The sequence below is a fragment of the Clostridium merdae genome, assembly GCF_900176635.1.
GTDB classification, from domain to species: Bacteria; Bacillota; Clostridia; order Oscillospirales; family Acutalibacteraceae; genus Faecalispora; species Faecalispora merdae.
On record NZ_FXLN01000004.1, the window covers coordinates 1,331,845 to 1,350,187 of the forward strand.

Annotated in this window: 21 protein-coding genes; 8 read left to right on the forward strand and 13 right to left on the reverse strand. The window is 43.7% G+C overall.

Annotated elements, in window-relative coordinates; all coding sequences use genetic code 11:
* Positions 1 to 16: 16 nt before the first annotated feature.
* A complete protein-coding gene (locus tag CAN90_RS12040; protein ID WP_242953643.1) occupies positions 17 to 667 on the reverse strand; it encodes a class I SAM-dependent methyltransferase in 651 nt (216 codons plus the stop codon).
* A complete protein-coding gene (locus CAN90_RS12045; RefSeq protein ID WP_085834059.1) occupies positions 664 to 1,206 on the reverse strand; it encodes a PadR family transcriptional regulator in 543 nt (180 codons plus the stop codon). The genes CAN90_RS12040 and CAN90_RS12045 overlap by 4 nt, the downstream gene beginning before the upstream one ends.
* A 175-nt stretch (positions 1,207 to 1,381) precedes the next feature.
* Between CAN90_RS12045 and CAN90_RS12050 the strand changes: the two genes are divergently transcribed.
* Both CAN90_RS12050 and CAN90_RS12055 read left to right on the forward strand, forming a co-directional pair.
* Positions 1,382 to 1,903 (forward strand): PadR family transcriptional regulator, encoded by a 522-nt coding sequence (locus CAN90_RS12050; protein ID WP_242953644.1) that lies wholly within the window; start codon positions 1,382 to 1,384, stop codon positions 1,901 to 1,903.
* Positions 1,904 to 2,023: 120 nt separating this feature from the next.
* Complete coding sequence (locus CAN90_RS12055; RefSeq protein ID WP_085834061.1) at positions 2,024 to 2,500, forward strand: flavodoxin family protein; 477 nt, start codon at positions 2,024 to 2,026, stop codon at positions 2,498 to 2,500.
* Between the two features lie 18 nt (positions 2,501 to 2,518).
* On the opposite strand, the gene CAN90_RS12060 is transcribed toward CAN90_RS12055, so the two are convergent.
* Positions 2,519 to 3,343: a MerR family transcriptional regulator gene (locus CAN90_RS12060; RefSeq protein WP_085834062.1), complete on the reverse strand. Its 825-nt coding sequence runs from the start codon at positions 3,341 to 3,343 to the stop codon at positions 2,519 to 2,521.
* Between the two features lie 89 nt (positions 3,344 to 3,432).
* Between CAN90_RS12060 and CAN90_RS12065 the strand changes: the two genes are divergently transcribed.
* The 3 genes from CAN90_RS12065 to CAN90_RS12075 all read left to right on the forward strand — a co-directional run bounded on the left by CAN90_RS12065 (position 3,433) and on the right by CAN90_RS12075 (position 8,169).
* Complete coding sequence (locus tag CAN90_RS12065; protein ID WP_085834063.1) at positions 3,433 to 5,181, forward strand: ABC transporter ATP-binding protein; 1,749 nt, start codon at positions 3,433 to 3,435, stop codon at positions 5,179 to 5,181.
* Complete coding sequence (locus CAN90_RS12070; protein WP_085834064.1) at positions 5,174 to 7,021, forward strand: ABC transporter ATP-binding protein; 1,848 nt, start codon at positions 5,174 to 5,176, stop codon at positions 7,019 to 7,021. Before CAN90_RS12065 ends, CAN90_RS12070 begins: the two co-directional genes overlap by 8 nt.
* A gap of 173 nt (positions 7,022 to 7,194) precedes the next feature.
* A complete protein-coding gene (locus CAN90_RS12075; RefSeq protein WP_085834359.1) occupies positions 7,195 to 8,169 on the forward strand; it encodes a serine hydrolase domain-containing protein in 975 nt (324 codons plus the stop codon).
* Between the two features lie 99 nt (positions 8,170 to 8,268).
* On the opposite strand, the gene CAN90_RS12080 is transcribed toward CAN90_RS12075, so the two are convergent.
* The 4 genes from CAN90_RS12080 to CAN90_RS12095 all read right to left on the reverse strand — a co-directional run bounded on the left by CAN90_RS12080 (position 8,269) and on the right by CAN90_RS12095 (position 12,074).
* Positions 8,269 to 8,937: an NADPH-dependent FMN reductase family protein gene (locus tag CAN90_RS12080; RefSeq protein WP_085834065.1), complete on the reverse strand. Its 669-nt coding sequence runs from the start codon at positions 8,935 to 8,937 to the stop codon at positions 8,269 to 8,271.
* Positions 8,934 to 9,416 carry a flavodoxin family protein gene (locus tag CAN90_RS12085; RefSeq protein ID WP_085834066.1) on the reverse strand — a complete coding sequence of 161 codons (483 nt, stop codon included), beginning with the start codon at positions 9,414 to 9,416 and terminating at the stop codon, positions 8,934 to 8,936. Before CAN90_RS12085 ends, CAN90_RS12080 begins: the two co-directional genes overlap by 4 nt.
* Positions 9,417 to 9,594: 178 nt before the next feature.
* On the reverse strand, positions 9,595 to 10,602 hold the full coding sequence (locus CAN90_RS12090) for an NAD-dependent epimerase/dehydratase family protein (protein ID WP_085834067.1): 1,008 nt from the start codon (positions 10,600 to 10,602) through the stop codon (positions 9,595 to 9,597).
* Positions 10,599 to 12,074, reverse strand: coding sequence for a phytoene desaturase family protein (locus tag CAN90_RS12095; RefSeq protein WP_085834068.1), 1,476 nt, complete (start codon positions 12,072 to 12,074; stop codon positions 10,599 to 10,601). The genes CAN90_RS12090 and CAN90_RS12095 overlap by 4 nt, the downstream gene beginning before the upstream one ends.
* A 222-nt stretch (positions 12,075 to 12,296) precedes the next feature.
* Between CAN90_RS12095 and CAN90_RS12100 the strand changes: the two genes are divergently transcribed.
* Positions 12,297 to 12,875, forward strand: a complete 579-nt coding sequence (locus tag CAN90_RS12100; protein ID WP_085834069.1) for a TetR/AcrR family transcriptional regulator — start codon at positions 12,297 to 12,299, stop codon at positions 12,873 to 12,875.
* Positions 12,876 to 12,960: 85 nt separating this feature from the next.
* On the opposite strand, the gene CAN90_RS12105 is transcribed toward CAN90_RS12100, so the two are convergent.
* Positions 12,961 to 13,425: a pyridoxamine 5'-phosphate oxidase family protein gene (locus CAN90_RS12105; protein WP_085834070.1), complete on the reverse strand. Its 465-nt coding sequence runs from the start codon at positions 13,423 to 13,425 to the stop codon at positions 12,961 to 12,963.
* 193 nt (positions 13,426 to 13,618) lie between these two features.
* Between CAN90_RS12105 and CAN90_RS12110 the strand changes: the two genes are divergently transcribed.
* Positions 13,619 to 14,107: a low molecular weight protein-tyrosine-phosphatase gene (locus tag CAN90_RS12110; protein WP_085834071.1), complete on the forward strand. Its 489-nt coding sequence runs from the start codon at positions 13,619 to 13,621 to the stop codon at positions 14,105 to 14,107.
* A 66-nt stretch (positions 14,108 to 14,173) separates the two neighbouring features.
* Here the strand turns inward: CAN90_RS12110 and CAN90_RS12115 are convergent, their stop codons facing one another.
* The 5 genes from CAN90_RS12115 to CAN90_RS12135 form a co-directional block, all read right to left on the reverse strand.
* Positions 14,174 to 14,392 (reverse strand): DUF1653 domain-containing protein, encoded by a 219-nt coding sequence (locus CAN90_RS12115; RefSeq protein ID WP_085834072.1) that lies wholly within the window; start codon positions 14,390 to 14,392, stop codon positions 14,174 to 14,176.
* Between the two features lie 32 nt (positions 14,393 to 14,424).
* The gene (locus tag CAN90_RS12120) at positions 14,425 to 15,336 is read right to left on the reverse strand and encodes a GNAT family N-acetyltransferase (RefSeq protein WP_242953645.1); all 912 of its coding nucleotides are present in this window, start codon (positions 15,334 to 15,336) and stop codon (positions 14,425 to 14,427) included.
* Positions 15,337 to 15,422: 86 nt separating this feature from the next.
* On the reverse strand, positions 15,423 to 15,860 hold the full coding sequence (locus CAN90_RS12125; RefSeq protein WP_085834073.1) for a YaiI/YqxD family protein: 438 nt from the start codon (positions 15,858 to 15,860) through the stop codon (positions 15,423 to 15,425).
* Positions 15,857 to 16,252, reverse strand: coding sequence for an MmcQ/YjbR family DNA-binding protein (locus tag CAN90_RS12130; protein WP_085834074.1), 396 nt, complete (start codon positions 16,250 to 16,252; stop codon positions 15,857 to 15,859). Before CAN90_RS12130 ends, CAN90_RS12125 begins: the two co-directional genes overlap by 4 nt.
* A gap of 33 nt (positions 16,253 to 16,285) precedes the next feature.
* A complete protein-coding gene (locus tag CAN90_RS12135) occupies positions 16,286 to 17,623 on the reverse strand; it encodes a hypothetical protein (protein ID WP_242953646.1) in 1,338 nt (445 codons plus the stop codon).
* A 187-nt stretch (positions 17,624 to 17,810) separates the two neighbouring features.
* On the opposite strand from CAN90_RS12135, the gene CAN90_RS12140 reads away from it, so the two are divergent.
* Positions 17,811 to 18,341 carry a superoxide dismutase family protein gene (locus CAN90_RS12140; protein WP_085834076.1) on the forward strand — a complete coding sequence of 177 codons (531 nt, stop codon included), beginning with the start codon at positions 17,811 to 17,813 and terminating at the stop codon, positions 18,339 to 18,341.
* Positions 18,342 to 18,343: the final 2 nt, after the last annotated feature.

Here is an 18,343-nt window from a genome sequence, read left to right on the forward strand (position 1 = left end):
AAATAAGTTAAAGCACTCACTTTCCCCCACAGATGCAAAGACCAAAAAAATCGGCAGTAACCGTTGCTTTGTTCAGGTCAGTGTTGCGCAAAAGCTCTGTAATTTCAGATATGGTATATGCGGCATTTAATGAGCTGATAAATCCGGGGCGCATTTCTTTTGGTTGGGTAGAAGAGAATATCATCGCCTTTTTCAGCGGGTGTACGTCGCGCCGCAAATCCGTAATACAGTACCGACCGCCAGTGCGAAGCACCCGGTAAATCTCATTAAATGCACGAATAGGATTCTCCCACTCATGCAATGAGCCATTTGAGAAAACCGTATCAAAGCTTTCGTCCTCAAACGGCAGCTCCATGCAGTTCCCTAGAACATAGTTGGCTTTAATTCCGTACTCTGTGGCGTTTTTTTCTGCAAATTGAATCATAGCGGGGCTAATTTCACACCCGGTAAGGCTAACCGCATTCAGCTTTTTTGCCAGCTCTAACCCTACATAGCCAGGCCCTGGTCCAAGCTCTAGCATATTGCCGCCAGTAAGACCGGAGGCCGCCATAGCGTCTACGCCGTTCCATCCCTTGTCGCGCATACCGCGTGCAAATTGGTCGAACATTTCTACGGTTACTTCGTTCTGAATTCCCTCGTTCGTTTCAATCACTCGCAATTTCATCATTTCTTTGCCTCCTCTATTAAGCTGTTTCGAGATTGCAATGCCCATTCCAGCTCTGCTTTATAATGCAGAAGATGATGGTCAAAAATTATTTTTGCAGAGGTTCTATATTGCGCGGGAATATACCCTAAGGTTTCGTTGCAATGTGTTTCAAGACCCGCAATTATTGCTTGTAGATTATCTATGTGAGCACTCAGGCTCTCCGCCAAAGCACCTTCCTTTAGAGAATCGGAAAAATAAATGGTACCGTCAATGTCAAAGGTTGGGCGGTACTCTATTTTTAGTGATTGTAACAGAAGCTCCTGAAAGTGCGCGGCGCCTGCCTCCCCTACTTCATACACTGTTTTTTCTGGCCGTGCGCCCTGTTTATCGCTATGGGCGGTAATTAACCCTTTGGCCTGCATTTTTTCTAGATGATAATACACCGTTGGCAGCTTAATTTGCGTAAAATCTTCCAGCTGCTCCTCCAGCATTTTTTTAATCTGATACCCATGCTGCGGGCCAAAACGCAGTAAAAGGCCCAAAATATAAAGTGGAATCATGTTTATATCTCCTTTTAGTCAGCACTGACTATTTATAGTATACTCAGTACTGACTAAATGTCAACTATTTAATTGACATTTTATAAAACTGGATGTATCATAATGATATATTATAGAGGAGGGTTTTGTCATCAGAGAAAACACAGGACTATCAAAATTTGTAATACTGGGTATTTTGGCGCACTCGCCGCAAACCGGCTATACCATAAAAAAGTGGATTGAAAACGAATACAGCTATTTTTGGCAGGAGAGCTACGGGCAAATATACCCAACCTTAAAAAAGCTAGTTGCCGAAGGGTATGCCAACTGCGAACCGGAGGCGAAGTTCGAAAATGGACGCGGGCAAATTATATACCAGATTACCGACGCTGGTCGGCTCGAGCTAACCAACTGGCTGAAAAAAGAGCCGCAAATAGAGAAGCTGCGCTACGAAATACTGCTTAAAATCTCATTTGGTAAAAATGCGGAAACACAAACACTGCTCACCCATCTGGATGAGTTTAAAACTCGAAACAAAAGGCTCGTTCAAGAAATGAACAGTTACATGGTACAAATGGATGAACGTTCGGAAGAAGTGGAGTGTTTTTACAGCCAGCTCACGGCTCTGTGCGGCGTTTATGTTTATTCCGCTATGGAAAAGTGGGCAGAGGAAGCCAAACGAAGAATTCTCGAAAGAAACAATGAAAAAAACGAATAATAGAATGCTGCACTTCCCTTATTCTCTTATAGATATGTATTAAAACATCGGCCCCGGGGAAAATCCGAAGCCGATGAAGAGGCAATCATAAAATATGATTATAGAAAAGGAGATTTATGTATGGCTGCATTAGTTGTTTATTTTTCATTCGAAGGCAATACGAAACTGATTGCAAAAACCATTGCGGAAACGGTAGGTGCCGATTTAACCGAACTCAAAACCAGCAAAGAATACCCTAAGCAAGGCTTTCAAAAGTTCTTTTGGGGCGGAAAAAGTGTTCTATTTGGAGAGAAACCAGAACTTACAAACGACCCCATCGATTTAAGCCGCTACGACACCATCATTCTAGGAACACCTGTGTGGGCCGGTTCTTTTGCTCCTCCCTTAAAAACCTTTTTCAGCAAATACCAAATTACCGGCAAACGGATTGCTTTATTCGCCTCCCATGGTGGCGGCGGAGCCAAAAAGTGTATGGCAACTATAAAAGCCACTATCCCTAATAATGATTTTATTGGCGAAATAGACTTTCAAGACCCCAAGAAACACCCTGAAGAAAATGCTGCCAAGGCAGTAGAATGGGCACAAAAGCTGCTTTAAAAGCAGGTTGTTTTCAAATTATTTTATCTTTTCAACCGCAATACTTATCTGCATTAAATAGCCGTCTTCCTCTTTTTGAGAAACATTATCAAACAGGCTATCTTCAAACGAAAAATCGCCGATTTGAAAAGAATTTTGAATACAATAGCCTTTGATTCTTTCGTAGGTATCGCCAATTGTTTTATAACTTCCCCGGTGAAAAGCGATTAAATAAAGAGCTTTGGGTTTTATAAAAGTAGCATCGCTCCTTTTCGTTGTTCTGGCAAAGAAATAAATATTATGAAAGTAGTTGCGATTTAGAATATCTTCTCGGCTCAGCATTGTACCTACAAAAGACGTACTTTCTGAAGTAACCTGGTCTTCAAAGCGCTTGAATTCATGCATCCACTGAATCGAATCCTTTGTACTAATCTCATACAATAAATCGCTGAGAATCAGGTACTCTTCTTCCTGTTCCTCCAGAAAAATCTGTTGGTCGTCTACATGAATCCCTTTCTCGGTAACCTGAATGGATTCTGTCAGCAGGTGCCTAATCTGGTGAAGCTTTGCAATTTTTTGATCAATTTCTACAATCTTCTGGCGAGATAATTCCTGCAATTTTTCCGGCGTTCTTTCATCCAGATACTGCTTCATTTCATGCAGTGGAACACTTAGCTCTTTGAGCATCGTGATAATCAGAAAAATATCGAACTGTTCGGAAGAATAATAACGGTACCCTTTTTCATCGGTAATGGCGGGCTGAAACAGTCCAATGTCATCGTAGTGAAAAAGGGTTCTTTTATTTACTCCGCATATTTTTGCAAATTCACCCGTCGAAAAATAGTCACTTAAATATTTAGCCATAATAAAATTAAAATACCCCCTTGACTATCTGGTTACGTTATACCTTATTATAAAGAGCGAAATCAATTATTACAAGCAGGGAGTTACTTATGATTCAGCTTTTTCGTTTCTTAAAACCTTATAAAGTCGCATTAATCACACTCATTGTTTTAACCTTTACGATGACAGTGGGAACCCTGTATGTCCCTACTCTCACAGCAGATATTGTAAACAAGGGAATTTTAGTCGGTAATATTCCTTACATCATCAAAACAGGCGCGTTCATGCTGCTTGTTTCTGCTCTTACCGGAGGGGTAACGGTTTGGAGCAATCGCCTGGGAGCAGATATTTCTGCCAGACTTGCTCGAGACATTCGAGGGGCTATTTTCACCAAGGTGCAAACCTTTTCGCTCAACGACTTTAACAAAATCGGTACTGCATCCATGATTACCCGTGCAACGAGCGATGTAACGCTTATTGGCGATAGTGCCGTTTTATTTGTCCTGCTTTTGCTGCCCGCCCCAGTGATGGCGGTTAGCGGGCTTATCCTAGCATTTGCAAAAGACCGGGTAATGTCGCTCATCATTGTGGCAACTATGGTGATTTTTGTAGTGGCTGCCGCACTACTGGGTAAAAAAGTGATTCCGCTTTTTAAACAAATCCAATTAAAAATGGATAACATTAACCGGATCCTAAGGGAAAGCATTATTGGTGTTCGTGTGATTCGCGCATTCCACCGGGAGAGCTATGAAAAAGAACGTATTGATGGTGCGGCGATTGATTACGCTGAAAACAACATTCGAATTAATAAAATGATTGCTGTTTTACAGCCGATTGCAATGCTGATTATAAACGGTGGCATTATTGGTGTGTTATGGATTGGTGGTGTACGCGCCGCTGAGGGAGCGATTCACATTGGTGACATTATCGCCATGGTCGAGTATTGTTTTTTGATTCTAATCTTTCTTATTATGGGCGTTATGATGTTCATGTATATTCCGCGTGCACAAGCTTGTGCTGCCCGAATTAATGAGGTTCTCTCGATAGAGCCTACCATAACGGACCCCACAATTCCCTCTTCCAAAACACAAGAACACGCGCACTTGGAATTTAAAGACGTTACATTCCGCTACCCAAATGCCGAGGAGGCTGTATTAAGCAACTTAACCTTTGAATCAAAGCCGGGCGAGGTAACTGCGATTATTGGTGGAACCGGGTCTGGTAAATCCACCATTGCAAACCTGATTCTGCGATTCTATGAAATAGAAAGTGGGAGCATTCTCCTAAATGGTGTAGATATTCGAGAAATGAAGCAAAAAGAGCTTCGAGATAAAATCGGCTTTGTTCCTCAAAAAACCTTTTTATTCAGTGGTACAATTGCAGAAAACATTTGTTATGGCATGGCAAGCGCGACCGAGCAGCAAATGGAGCACGCCGCCAAAATTGCACAGGCGCATGACTTTATTATCAATATGGAGGATGGCTACAGCTCCCCCGTTGCACAGGGCGGCGGGAATCTCTCTGGCGGGCAAAAACAGCGTATTGCCATTGCCCGTGCCATTATCCGCAAACCCGAGTTTTACGTGTTTGACGACAGCTTCTCTGCTCTCGATTTTTCAACCGATGCAAAGCTACGAGCGGCACTCAAGGAGGAGGTTGGGAATTCAACCCTAATTATTGTTGCACAGCGCATTAGCACTATTATGGGAGCAGACCGTATCATTGTGCTGGACGACGGCAAAATTGCAGGCATTGGCAAGCACAAAGATTTGATGAAGCACTGCGATGTATACCAGCAAATAGCTGCTTCCCAGCTGCGGGAAGAAGAACTAGCATTAGGAGGTGAAACAAATGAGTGATAATAACAGCCCAGAAATCAGCGGGTTTGATATGGGGATGGATAACTCCGTAGAACGAGCAAAAAATGTAAAATTAACCACCAAACGCCTATTAAAATACTTGTTCAAACAAAAAACGAAGCTGCTAGTCATACTCATTACCGTTCTCGTTAGTTCCGCACTTACCCTTGCGGCTCCTTTAATCATGGGTAGTATCATTAATCAGTTGGCCGATGGCATAAAGGCCTCTTTATTAACTGGCATCAAATTTCAGGTAGACATTACTACCATTGGAAAGACCATCCTCATTCTGCTGGGTGTCTACGTTTTTACCTCTCTATTTATTTATCTCCAGCAGTTTCATATGGCTAGCGTGGCGCAAACCCTTACAATGGGGCTTCGCAAAGAAATTAGCCAAAAGCTCAACCGTTTACCCCTAAAGTATTATGATGCCCATAAAAAGGGAGATTTGCTAAGCCGTGCCACCAGTGACCTTGAAAAGGTAGCAGATAGCCTTCAGCAAGGGCTGATGCAGCTTATTACCTCTGCCGTAACCATTGTAGCAGGCGTAATTATCATGCTGATCATACACCCTATTTTAACCCTAATTACGCTTGCGGCACTTGTGCTTTCTATGGTAATAACAACCAAAATCGCGCAAAGGGTTGAGGGTCATTTTGCAGATAATCAGAAGCACCTTGGCGAACTAAACAGCCTAATTGAAGAATCCTTTACCGGGCAAGTCGTTGTAAAGGCTTTCAGCGGCGAAGAAAAGACCATCAACGCCTTTGCAGAGGTGAATGAACAGCTTTGCAATGCCAACCGAAAAGCGCAGTTTACCGCCTTTTCCATTGAGCCATTGATTCGCTTTATTGGTAAAATCGGTTATGCGGTCGTTGCAGTTGTTGGCGGTATTTTTGCGGTACAGGGCACAATTACGCTCGGCAGTATTCAGGCATTCTTTCAGTATGTAGATATGTGCTCCGAGCCTATGACGCAAATCTCTTATATATTAAACATGCTGCAATCTGCCGTTGCCTCCGCTGAGCGTGTTTTTGAGCTTTTAGACGAAGAAGAAGAGGTGCCCGATACTGAAAATTCAAAACAACTTGCACAGGTAAACGGAAAGGTTACCTTTGAGAATGTAACCTTTGGCTACCGTGAAGATTCTATGCTTATTGAAAACATGAACGTAGCGGTAACCCCCGGCAGTACCATTGCTATTGTTGGCCCTACGGGCGCGGGGAAAACCACTCTAGTAAACCTTTTGATGCGCTTTTACGAAATACAAGGCGGAGCAATAAAAATTGACGATGTGAATATCACACAGTTTCAACGTGGCTCTCTGCGGAAAATGTTTGGCATGGTATTGCAGGACACTTGGATTTTTCAAGGGAGCATACAAGAGAATATTGCTTACAGCCGCCCCGACGCAACGTTAGAAGAAGTGATTGCCGCCGCCAAGGCCGCACACGCAGACCACTTTATTCGAACCTTGCCGCAAGGGTACCAAACCATTTTAAACGAAGACGGCACCAATGTTTCGCAGGGTCAAAAGCAGCTGCTTACCATTGCCAGAGCGATTCTTGCGAATCCCTCCATGCTAATTTTGGATGAAGCCACCTCCAGCGTCGACACTCGAACAGAAACAGAAATTCAAAAAGCAATGAAACAGCTGATGCAGGGGCGAACCAGCTTTGTAATTGCACACCGATTATCTACCATTCGAGATGCTGACTTAATATTGGTGATGCAAAACGGCAGCATTATTGAGCAAGGGAACCACCAAGAACTGCTCCGTAAAAAAGGATTCTACGAAGAGCTGTATAACAGCCAATTCGCAAGTAAAGCAGTTGTTTAAATAAAAGCTTATTATTTTTAATAGCATTCGGTTTTAAAAGAGACATTAACGTGAAAAACGCTAATGTCTTTTTTCTTTAAATTATTTTAAAATAGGGGTTGCAAATGATTTTTAATGCCCTTATGCTTAATAGCAAGGATATCCTTTTATTCAAAAAGGAGGAACAAAACCGCATGAAAAACACAAGTATTCTGCACTTTGAGCAGTTAATTCAAAATGACTACAGCAATATTACCGGCATCTTGGTAGAGAAGAACGGTGGCAAGGTATATGAGCAATATTGGAATAGCTATACCCCCGAGGATGCCGTTCACATCTTCTCTGTAACAAAGAGTGTTTTTTCCACATTGATAGGCATTGCCATTGAAAAAGGCTATATCAAAGGTGTGGAACAAAAGGTGCTGGATTTTTTCCCGGATTACACCATTCCGGAAGGCGAAACCACTATACAAAACATTACGATACGGCATTTGCTTACGATGACAGCTCCCTATAAATACAAAGAAGAGCCTTACGCGGCGTTTTTTGCAAGCGAAGACTGGGTTACCGCCGCTTTGGATTTATTAGGGGGCGAATATACCGGAGAATTTTTATACGCCGCAATTGTTGGAACACATATTTTATCGGGCATTTTGGCAAATGCAACGGGTACCTCTACTCTCGAATTTGCCAACGAAAATCTGTTTATCCCTTTGGGAATTCACGTACCCCACAATGTGTTTTTACGCACTGAGGAAGAGCACAATACCCTAATGAACACCAAAGGCACCTGTGGGTGGGTGGCAGACCCTCAAGGGCGCAACCCTGCAAGCTGGGGGCTCTTCTTAACACCGGAGGAGATGGCGAAAATAGGCCAGCTCTATTATAACGGTGGCATGTGGAATGATGAGCAGATTGTACCTGCCTCTTGGGTGGTGGAAAGCACAAAGGAGCACAGCCGTTGGGGTGAGCTTTCGTACGGCTACCTTTGGTGGGTAATCAATGAAAAAGAGCACATCTATGCCGCTATAGGAGACGGCGGCAACGTGGTTTACGTGAACGAAAAGAAAGGCTTGGTCATTGCCATAGCAGCTCTTTTTCTACCGAATGTTACAGATCGAATTCGCTTGATTCAAGAACACATTGAGCCGCTTTTTGAGAACCTTTAAGTGTATTAATCTCTCTATTGATTCAGTGGATTTATCAAAAAAGACCGCCGTGTTTTTCACACGGCGGTCTTGCTTTGGTTGCAAATCTTTAAAATCAAATTATGTTCTTTCTACTTGCGTTGCTGGGGCAAATGGGGTATCCATCCGCTTTTCATAGCCTCCATGTTTTTTCTGCATTTTATGCCAGCCGATTTTGGCAACACCAATCTTATCTAGCATGTTTAATTTGCGAATGCTAGAATCGGAGAGCCGATATGGTTCACCAAATTCTTCAATAAAAGCATTCGAGAAAACACCTGTCTGCTCATAGTCTTTTCCAAATGCGGCAAATCGCTTCGCCAACTTTTGGAACATATTAGGCATGATAGCAATTCCCGCACATTCTCCTTTGATTACGGTACCCAAACACTCATACCCTAACCTTTGTACCAATTTCGTAACGTATTTGCCGATAAGTTCACTTTCCGCAGATTCCGGGTAGCCAGATTGTATGATAAAGCCAAACGCTCTATTGGAGCTTTCTAGCGGGGTAAGCTTTTCTAAAAACTTGATTACAATGCCAGGGAGTGCATGAATGTAATTGGGGCTAATGAGGATAATGTGGTCAAATCCGCCCATGTACTGTACCAATTCTTCCTGATTTTCAGTCGCAAGAGCGCGTATTTCGCAAGGGTGCTCCATTTGGCTTACAAACGCTTTCGCGAGAAAATAGCTCCCGCTCTTTTCTGAATTCCCCTTGGGCGAGCCATTTAGAATAAGGGTTTTCATACGGCACTCTCCTCACTTGCAACATAGCTTGACAAAGGGGCAATATGAATTCGAGGGGAATAAAACTGATCAAACACTTTTTGGATATAAGCCGTAAATAGTGCACGATCTTCCTCCTCTTCAAATTCACCATCGTAATAAAACGCAATGTTCGGGTATTTTTCATAGCGTGGTGAATGCCGGGTGCCACCGTTCTCAAAAACACAGTATGGCAGAAAATGAGGAATCATCCGGTCGAGCAGTGTTTTCATATTTCCACTTACAAAACCACGGTTTAGCTTTGCAAAAAAGAGCACTTGATCTGCGGCAAGGTACTCTTTATAAAAATTATCTAGGTCTTTGTGCACACACCTGCCTGGCGTCGTCCACCAGCAGCTCCAACAGCCAAGGCAATCTTTTACCATTGTTGTACACAAGTCGAAGCTCTCTTCAGCCGTTATTGGGAAACCCTCAATCTCATTTACGATTAATGTTTTCATAAGCATCTCCTCTCACAGCCTTCATAATTCTTTCACATAAGTATACCGAAAAATATTAGCAGTGTAAATACTACCCTTTCATTGCTCTTAATACCATTGCCTGAGAAAACGAACACTCAAAAAACGATAAAAAAGGCGGCAGTATAAAATCTGCCGCCTTCATCTTCACGCTTAATGATTACTCCATTTCTTTAATCCATGTTACAGTATCGGTAATTGTCTCAATAATAGGTCGAGTTTGGTAGCCAAGCTTGTTACTTGCCTTTTCATGGGAGTACATGGCATTTTCAGATAATGTACGCAAGGAATACCGTGTAAAAAGCGGTGTTTTACCCGCTAGTCGGTAGTAGAGCTCCATAAAGGGAGCCGTTGCTTTTGCAAGACATATAGGCAGGTTCATCTTCAGTCTGCTCCGTCCGCTTACTTTTGCAAGTGTATCAAACATTTCCCTTAAATGAATAAATCGATTGGAGAGGATGTAGCATTCCCCAGACTCCCCGTTGGTTGCAGCTGAAATAACACCGTTCGCCACGTCTCTAACATCTACAAAATCAAAGCCACCCTGTACTGCGGCAGGAAGCTTCCCGCGCATATAAAGCATAAACATTTGCGCCATATTCCCTGTTGGAAGGCCATAAGGCCCAATAATGCCAGAGGGATGAATCACAACCGCATCTAAACCTTTTATGGCTGCATCTAATACCATTTGTGTTGCAATTGCTTTTGTTTTGTCGTAATAACCAGGAACAGCATCTGGTGAAAAAGAAGGTATCTCCCGCATGATTTTCCCATGCGGCAAAGACGGAATGGCATGAACAGAGCTAATGTATACCAATCGTTTTACTGCATACTGCCGGCAGGCATCTATTATATTTTTCGTGCCACTCACGTTTACATCGTAAACACGCCTGTCCTCTTTTTGCGTTATTGACACTATACCAGCACAATGAATGACAATAAATTCATTCATTCCATTTCCCTCAAATAGAGGGGGCAGAGATGCAAAGTTGCAAACATTCCCTGTGTATTCCTGTAGTAAACTTCGGTTTTCTTCAATAAACGATGGGATGGACTCATTGGGCAGCAGTAGCGCACGAACCTCCATTCCCCGCTCCAACAGCAATTTTACTACATAGCTGCCTAGGTGCCCTGCTGCACCCGTTACAATATAAGTTGTTTTTTTCATGCCTTTTCCATCCTTTCCATTACTTTTTCATATACCTTAAATCCCGAATCTACTGCTTGGTGGGTTCCAAGACCAAAGCCCTCTGCGTCGTTGCCCACAATATACAGACCATCAATCGGTGTTTCTGCTTTCGGGCGTTGTGGTCCTGCTTGTCCTAACGAGTTTGCTATTCCGTAAGATTCACCACCTTGCCCAGGGAATATTGCATCATTTCCAAGGCCAGGTACAATTGCCGTAGTCATAATTTCAGTACGACTGATAACGCCGGGCTCGTACAACTCCGGTGCAATCTTTCGAACTCCCCGCTCAATGTATTCCAGGTAGCACTTGGGGTCTACCTTCGGGTCTGGCATACAGGATACAACCGCATAAATAACCTGCTGCCCTACGGGTGCCATATTGGGATATAGCGAAGTAGTACCAAGATAAATATACCCGCGCTCTGGCTTTGATTCACCACGCTCTATGGCTTCAAATTCCTCGTATTTTGAGGCACACCCCTCGGGGAACAGCACATTCATTGGTTCTGTTAATACTGGGCGGCTCGTAAAATAGCGGTAGCCTACACAAGCAAGGTTGCTCTCAAGCGCCTTAATTCTCTCAACATAATCTTTCTCAAAAAACTCTTCACCGACAAGCTTTACGACCGTTTGCCGTATACCGGCATTGCTAATCACAACGGGAGCGTTATACGTTTCTCCTGATTCTGTGGTTACACCACTCACCTTTCCGTTTGTAATTTGAATGGATTTTACCCTTGTATTCATTTGAAGATCTCCGCCTTTTTCTAAAACGGTTGACGCCATCACTTCAAAGAAATGACCGACGCCGCCCTCATAATAACGGCCGCCGCTCCCCGCTATGGTCTGTTGGAACATTTTAACCATCTCGCCTGCCGCTACATGGTCAGACGGCATTTCAAAAGCACCCTCACCAAAGGTGGCAAGCAAAAAGGTACGAAACCCAGCAGGCATAGGGCCAAGGCTGTCTAGGTACTCCATCGCCGAAATCTGGTATAGCTCGTTAATCTCTTCCTCCCTCATAGAGCGCAGCTTCCCTGCCACTCGTGCCATTTGCACAAGTGACTTAAAATGCCACGGCTTTACGCCGAGAAAACCGAGTATTTTTAGCACTCCGGGGAACTGATAGCCCATTCGCCAGCTTGTTATTTTTCCGTTTTCATTCTCGTAAAACAGCTTGCCAATGCCAAAATCGTCTCCTAAAATCAGTTTTACTTCATCTTGCTTTCCTAAAGTTTTACTGAGCTTTTCAAATAAAGAATTGTGTTGCGGCACACAGTTTATAGGGAACATCTCATAGGAAAATCCGTCCTTATGGATTGTCATCATTCTTCCGCCGGGCTTTGGATTTTTGTCTAAAAGCAGCACCTTTTTACCGGAATGAGCGAGCAGACTTGCCGCCGTTGTACCTCCGGGACCTGCGCCGATGACAATAACATCGTATTTTTTCATTGCTACATACCTCCAAGTTATTTTGTATTCGTGTACAAATATACTGCCTTTATAGAAAATTATAAAATCACTTAAGGCTATTGGCGTTCACTTGACTTTTGTTTATGCTTTAATTATACTTACATCATGTTATTTAATCAACAACGTGTTCGTTTAAAACCGTCTATTTATTATCAGTTATTATAAAATGTGTTCGTTAACTAACAGATAAAGGAGAAAGATATGCCGCAAAGCAATGAGAAAATGGATCGCAGAGTCATATACACCAAATTATTTCTTCGAGAAGCTCTTTTGGAGTTAATTAAAACTAAGCCTATTGCAAAAATAACACCAACTGAGCTTTGCCGATATGCCAAAATAAATCGCAACACCTTTTACACGCATTACAATAGCCCTGAAGAATTGCTTGAGAGTATTGAGGATGAACTTTTTGAGCAAATTAAGCAATCAATTGAACGTTCTTTAAAGAACGACCGAATCTCGACCCTTTTAACGGAAATTTGCCGTGCAATTTATAAAAACAGCGATCTTTGCAACGTGCTTTTTACAGAAAATGGAGATAAGGATTTTCTAAGACGAATCATTTATTTAGCGCACGATAAGACCATTGCGGAGTGGAAGCTAGCCGGATTACAAGAAGATGAGGAACAAATAGAAATGCTGTATTGCTATTCCGTAAATGGAAGTGTTTCTGTTATACAGCAGTGGATTTTAGCAGGAATGAAAAAAAATCCGGAGGAAATCGCACAATTTATTGAACGAGCAAGCTATGCTGGTCTGCGCGGTTTTTTAAGTAAGTAAATTCGGCTTTTAGCTATAAAAAAGCACCCCATAGCTTTGTATAAACCAAAACTACGGGGCACTAACTTACGTAAAATCATGCGGATTAATCATCCCTGTTTTTCTTACCGGTAAGCGTTTCTATATGAATTTTCACGATACTAACTGCCGGTAACTGTTTTCGAATGACTTCATCCCTGCGCTCAAGAACACCGGGAGCGAAAATATCGCAAAGCTGAATCAGTCGTTTTGTTTTTTCTTCTGGGTCTGAAATGATTTCAGCATGGCCTTCTACCATAACACTGTCGTAATGTGTGACAAACCTCTCCGGTATGATCGTCTCTTTGCCAATGACCACAAACGCTACACGGTCATTCTCTTTTAAATATTCTATTTTTCTACCTTTCACAAAACAGTGAAAATAAATTGCCTGCTCTTCTGGCACATAAAAATAGTTGAGCGGCACGCCGTACGGCTCCCCTTGTTGGGTGGCAACCGAAAGCACCCCATGGGTTCCTTCGTGCAACAACTGCTCTGCTTCTTCTTTCGACATTCTTCTGCTTGGTCTCATGAAAGTCCTCCTATTTCAAAATCCGGTTTATTCCGGCTAATTTTTTCTTATGAATAAAGTATACCAGTGAACGCAGATTGGGGCAAGCATTCTCAACTACCATCCTTTTCCATGCCTTGTTAGAAAACTTTGATTCATGTTATAATGGTCTTAAAAGCTTTTCTATTTCAAAGATAATTGTTAGGAGATTCTTATGGTACGAGTGTTATTTGTCTGCCTTGGGAACATCTGCCGTTCGCCCATGGCTGAGTTTTTACTTAAGCACCTTGCAAAAGAACGCGGCTGTGATGACCAGCTCATCATTGACTCCGCCGCAACCAGCCGAGAAGAAATTGGCAATCCGGTGCACAGTGGAACGGTAAAAAAACTTGCGGAACAGCATATTTCTTGTGCGGGCAAGCGAGCAATTCACATTACGCAGTGCGACTGGGAATCGTATGATTATTTATTGGGGATGGAAACCTCAAATTTAAATAACATGACTCGTATACTCCGTGAGGCAGATACGAAAAAGATACACCGATTACTCGATTTTACAGAGCACCCGCGCGACATTGCAGACCCATGGTTTACCGGTAATTTTGAAGTGACTTATCACGATATTATGGAGGGTTGCCTTGCGTTTTTAGACGATCTAGAAGCCAAAGGACTCATTCAATATAAACGCAAGGTGCAAAAATAACCTATCCTCTAATTACTAATAATTACTAAAGCCCTTGTCCGATTTTCTGGACAAGGGCTTTTTGTTTTAATCACCAATATAAGTAAAGCGTGGGGTAACTACCCCGTCCCGTTCCACAGTTTCACTCCACATATGGGCAGGGCGCACCCAAACTCCATGCTCCCCATACAACGCACGGTAAACCACCATTTCTTCTAGGGTTTCAGAATGCTTTGCAATATAGAGTAATTCATACTCATTGCCCTTAAAATGCCGATAAATCCCCGGTTTTAACTGACTCTCCATACTTTCTCTCCTCCTGCAAAGTACAATTATTTCTAGTTGGGTTCTACTTTATTTTGCTTTGCGTAGATGAGGTGCGGCATTTCTTTGCCATGATGGTGCTTTGTGAATTCACCTATAATTTTCATCCCCAGCCGCTCCGCTACTTTGCGAGAAGCCGTGTTCTCCGGGCGAATCTCGGCAATCACCTGTTCTGTGCTCAGCTTCTCAAAGGCATATTGCATCCAAGCGGCCGCGCCTTCTGCCGCATAGCCCATTCCCCAATATGCACGTGCAACGATATAGCCAAGCCCGCAAAAGTGCTCCCCATTGATTTCTTCTGGTAAAACTCCCATCAGGCCAATCAGCTCTCCGCTTCCTTTTTCAATCGCGGCAAAGTAGGAATACCCGCAGGACTGGTACCTCTCCTGTGCCCGCTCAATCCACTCATTAATCTGCGCATCTGTAAAGCCATATTCCCATGCGTACATTGTCTTCTCGTCTCCCAGAATAGGCCGCAATACCGCTAGGTCGTCCTGCTGTAAGCGGCGAAAACCCAACCTGTCTGTTTCCAGCTCCCACACCGTTCCACTGATTGTTTGCTGATCCATCGTAGCGCACTCACCACTTCTCTTTCGTTTACGCTTAGGCTTTGTCAGCTCGTAGCTTTTATTGACCATCACTTTTAGTTCCTGCAGCGGCACGTCGCTGTTGGGCAGTACCGTATTCCAATGCATTTTATTCATGTGGTAAGCCGGTTTCACACCGGTATAAACAGAACGAAGAAAATCTCCATCCATTGGCTCACATTTTAAATTGGCGCACAAGTTTCCTTGATGCTCATAAATAAACGCAAAGGTTTTACGACTTTCTCTATGCCGTATGGCTGCCCATACGTCGTCAAACGGGTAATCTACATAACACCCGCCAAGCTGTAAGCAAAGCGAAATCATCTCTTCTTTCTCCAAGCTGGGTGCCTCCTCTGCCTATTGCGTATTTCATACTGTATAAGTAACACCTCATTCTGCCATATGACAGTATGAGGTGCGTCCTCTCAAGTTTCCCCAAGTAATTGTTCCAGTGCATTACGAAAAGCAAGGTCTTGTTCGATTGTCCTCTTCCGCGGTCCCTTCAGCCGACCTCCAGCTTTTCGTATCTTTTTTGCCGTGTGGCGGGCAAGCAAAAGCGCATCGATATTCTCTGCGGTGTATTCCATTCCATCTTGATTTAGAATTCTTGCACCACGCGCCAAGCACATCGCCGCAAGACCATAATCTTGCGTAACAACCACGTCGCCGGGCTGTAGCAAGTTTACCAAAGCAAAATCCACACTGTCTGCCCCTTTGGACACAACCAGTGTTTTTGCACCCTCTTTTTCAAACTGGTGCGAGGTATCGCATAAAATCAGGCACTCGACCCCATTACGGCGGCAAATCCGCACGGCTTCCTCTACCACCGGGCAGCCGTCTGCATCCAATAAAACACGGGTCATACCGTGCCTCCCAATAATTCCTTTTGCAACTTTTTCGTGAGCTTCTCAAATACCAACCGGTAGGAAGCATCACACAATTCCTTTAAAAGCTCCGGGGATAAATCGCCTTCTAAATAAATTGCGTTCCAGTTCTGCTTATTCATATAAAAGCCGGGTAGTATTTCACTATGCTCCCTGCGCAAAAGCTCAGCATACATGGGGTCACACTTTACATTCAGCAGGTCTTTTCCCGCATACTGCGGGTCGTGCTCAGCGCCGGGGCGCATTCTAGCCGCAAACAGCTTTCCGCCCACCTGGTAGCGCAGCCATCCCCACTCCTCTTTGAAATCTTTGGTCACGCCGGGTTTTGAGAGCAAATATTCATCCAGCCAAGGCTGCGCATCGTTTGCCATTTTTGCAATCCCCTTTCCTGCCATTATTCTATCTTAATATTCCAGCAGAATTTTATAAATATTAACCGGTCTGCCCTTTGGTACAATTCGTTTTTGCCCAATTACCTCTGCCTTACCATACTTTAATAGATTGGCTAGGAAACGGTTAGCGGTACGCGTAGAAATCCCCAACCGATTGATTAAATCGAGAGATGAGATTTCATCGGTACCTTCTTCCTTGAGCACATGTATGATTTTAGAAACTGTTTCGGGTGAAAGCTTTACCTGCGACGCCATACGGTAAATATAATCGCTCTCCACGTCTGAGATTATGAGGTCAATCTCGTTACTGGGGGTCATACATACAATCTTATTTTCTTCATCAATCAGGAAGCTCCGGTGGGTCTCATCACCAAAATTTTCACCATGGCGAACCGCATCCATCGCATTCATGCGTGCCTGGTAAAAGTTACGCCCGATTCCGTAGCCGATGGCTCCGGTAAAATTCAGCGTTTTTTGTAGGTGAGTATAAAAAGGGCAGCCTAAAAAGTGATCAGTCAGCTTTGCAAGGGTATCGCAATCTGTGTAAATCTCAAAGCCATCCCGGCTGTCTTTTACAGTGAGGCTGCCACTGTAAGGGCTAACCAGCGTTAAAATCTCTTTTTTATACGCCAAAAACTTCATTTCGGAATTACCATACTTTCGTGTCATCATCTCCGCGCAGGAGATTAACACGTTGGCAGGGTAGCTTTTTCTGGCTCGGGCGGCATCAATTTTAGACACAACCTCTTTAACCGTGTTGGTGAGCGCGTTTTGGCTTGGGTAAATGTAATAGCACGAATAGCCCATTTCTTTCATACGCTGCGCGGTTGAGTAGAGGTAGGTTACAGCAAAATCGATTTCCCCCGCACGGAACTTTTCTTCCACATAATGCGAGAATCGCTTTTCCTCTTCTTCAATAACACTTAAACTAAAATGACGAAAGGTATTGTCGTATTCCCTTGCGATTGCATCTAGCGTATTTTGTTCAATCGCCTGCGTCAGTGTCATTTTATCTGCAATAAAATCTACCGCAACGCGCGAAAAATCCTGCTGATTACGGCGAATGCTTTCGCGCAGGAGAATACGGTACGTGTTTTCAATATCAATATCCAAATAGCTCAGGCATGGGGAATCCCCTTGGCGAAGCTCTTCGAGTACATGGTTTGGAATAACACCACTCGTTATGATTCCCTGAAAATCGCCGTGAATTTTCTCATAGATTTCGCAAAGCTGCTCTATAGTCTCGTAAATAAAGTATGTGATTTCAACGTGCTCTGGGAACTGCAATTGATTCTCCTGAAGATATGTGACCAGATGCTGTTTCATTGGCATCGCTATCCGATAAATCAACCCAAGCGCCTCTCCTTTGCTTATGAATTAGCTTTAGAATACGATGATTTTAGGGAGTTGTCAACTAATGGCTATTTTCTAAGTGCCACTTTAATTAACCAGTATTCGCTCCTGCCCCCTGCACCACACAGGCTTTTGTTTATCACTTTCTTTTAGAGAAGCATACAATAGAGCAGGAGGTGCTGTTGTGCTCGATTTTTATACATTTCAGAATGCCGCAAGACGATACCCCGATGCAAAAGCCATTATAAAAGGAAGTAACGCATACCCGCAGCTACACGGGACCATGCAGTTACACCAAATGGAGAACGGTGTTCTTGTTTCCGCTTTGGTACGCGGCCTGCCGTTAGGGGAAAGCCCCTGCCCGGTGAACGTGTACGGCTTCCATATTCACGAGGGAAAGGCATGCACCGGGAACGAAAACGACCCTTTCGCAGACGCCGGTGGGCACTTTAATCCGGAGAACTGCCCGCACCCGGCACACGCAGGTGATATGCCACCGTTGTTTGGAAATAACGGTTTTGCCTATTTGTCTTTCTTTACCGACCGTTTCACGGTCTCACAGGTGATTGGGCGTACCGTTATCATCCACTCTCATCCGGATAATTTTACATCACAGCCATCCGGTGATTCCGGCAGCAAAATCGCATGCGGGCTGATTGAACATACAGCTCCGCAGAACCGGCGTAGCTGTATGGCGGCACAGCCTTACTGCTAAGG

Bases quoted from the DNA above. Each gene is read 5' to 3' on its own strand.
- CAN90_RS12040 (WP_242953643.1), bottom strand. From the start codon at position 667: ATGATGAAATTGCGAGTGATTGAAACGAACGAGGGAATTCAGAACGAA.
- CAN90_RS12060 (WP_085834062.1), bottom strand. From the start codon at position 3,343: ATGGCTAAATATTTAAGTGACTATTTTTCGACGGGTGAATTTGCAAAA.
- CAN90_RS12090 (WP_085834067.1), bottom strand. From the start codon at position 10,602: ATGAAAAAAACAACTTATATTGTAACGGGTGCAGCAGGGCACCTAGGC.
- CAN90_RS12115 (WP_085834072.1), bottom strand. From the start codon at position 14,392: ATGGAGAGTCAGTTAAAACCGGGGATTTATCGGCATTTTAAGGGCAAT.
- CAN90_RS12100 (WP_085834069.1), top strand. From the start codon at position 12,297: ATGCCGCAAAGCAATGAGAAAATGGATCGCAGAGTCATATACACCAAA.
- CAN90_RS12080 (WP_085834065.1), bottom strand. From the start codon at position 8,937: ATGAAAACCCTTATTCTAAATGGCTCGCCCAAGGGGAATTCAGAAAAG.
- CAN90_RS12105 (WP_085834070.1), bottom strand. From the start codon at position 13,425: ATGAGACCAAGCAGAAGAATGTCGAAAGAAGAAGCAGAGCAGTTGTTG.
- CAN90_RS12075 (WP_085834359.1), top strand. From the start codon at position 7,195: ATGAAAAACACAAGTATTCTGCACTTTGAGCAGTTAATTCAAAATGAC.
- CAN90_RS12110 (WP_085834071.1), top strand. From the start codon at position 13,619: ATGGTACGAGTGTTATTTGTCTGCCTTGGGAACATCTGCCGTTCGCCC.
- CAN90_RS12065 (WP_085834063.1), top strand. From the start codon at position 3,433: ATGATTCAGCTTTTTCGTTTCTTAAAACCTTATAAAGTCGCATTAATC.
- CAN90_RS12070 (WP_085834064.1), top strand. From the start codon at position 5,174: ATGAGTGATAATAACAGCCCAGAAATCAGCGGGTTTGATATGGGGATG.
- CAN90_RS12125 (WP_085834073.1), bottom strand. From the start codon at position 15,860: ATGACCCGTGTTTTATTGGATGCAGACGGCTGCCCGGTGGTAGAGGAA.
- CAN90_RS12095 (WP_085834068.1), bottom strand. From the start codon at position 12,074: ATGAAAAAATACGATGTTATTGTCATCGGCGCAGGTCCCGGAGGTACA.
- CAN90_RS12130 (WP_085834074.1), bottom strand. From the start codon at position 16,252: ATGGCAAACGATGCGCAGCCTTGGCTGGATGAATATTTGCTCTCAAAA.
- CAN90_RS12045 (WP_085834059.1), bottom strand. From the start codon at position 1,206: ATGATTCCACTTTATATTTTGGGCCTTTTACTGCGTTTTGGCCCGCAG.
- CAN90_RS12055 (WP_085834061.1), top strand. From the start codon at position 2,024: ATGGCTGCATTAGTTGTTTATTTTTCATTCGAAGGCAATACGAAACTG.
- CAN90_RS12085 (WP_085834066.1), bottom strand. From the start codon at position 9,416: ATGAAAACATTAATCGTAAATGAGATTGAGGGTTTCCCAATAACGGCT.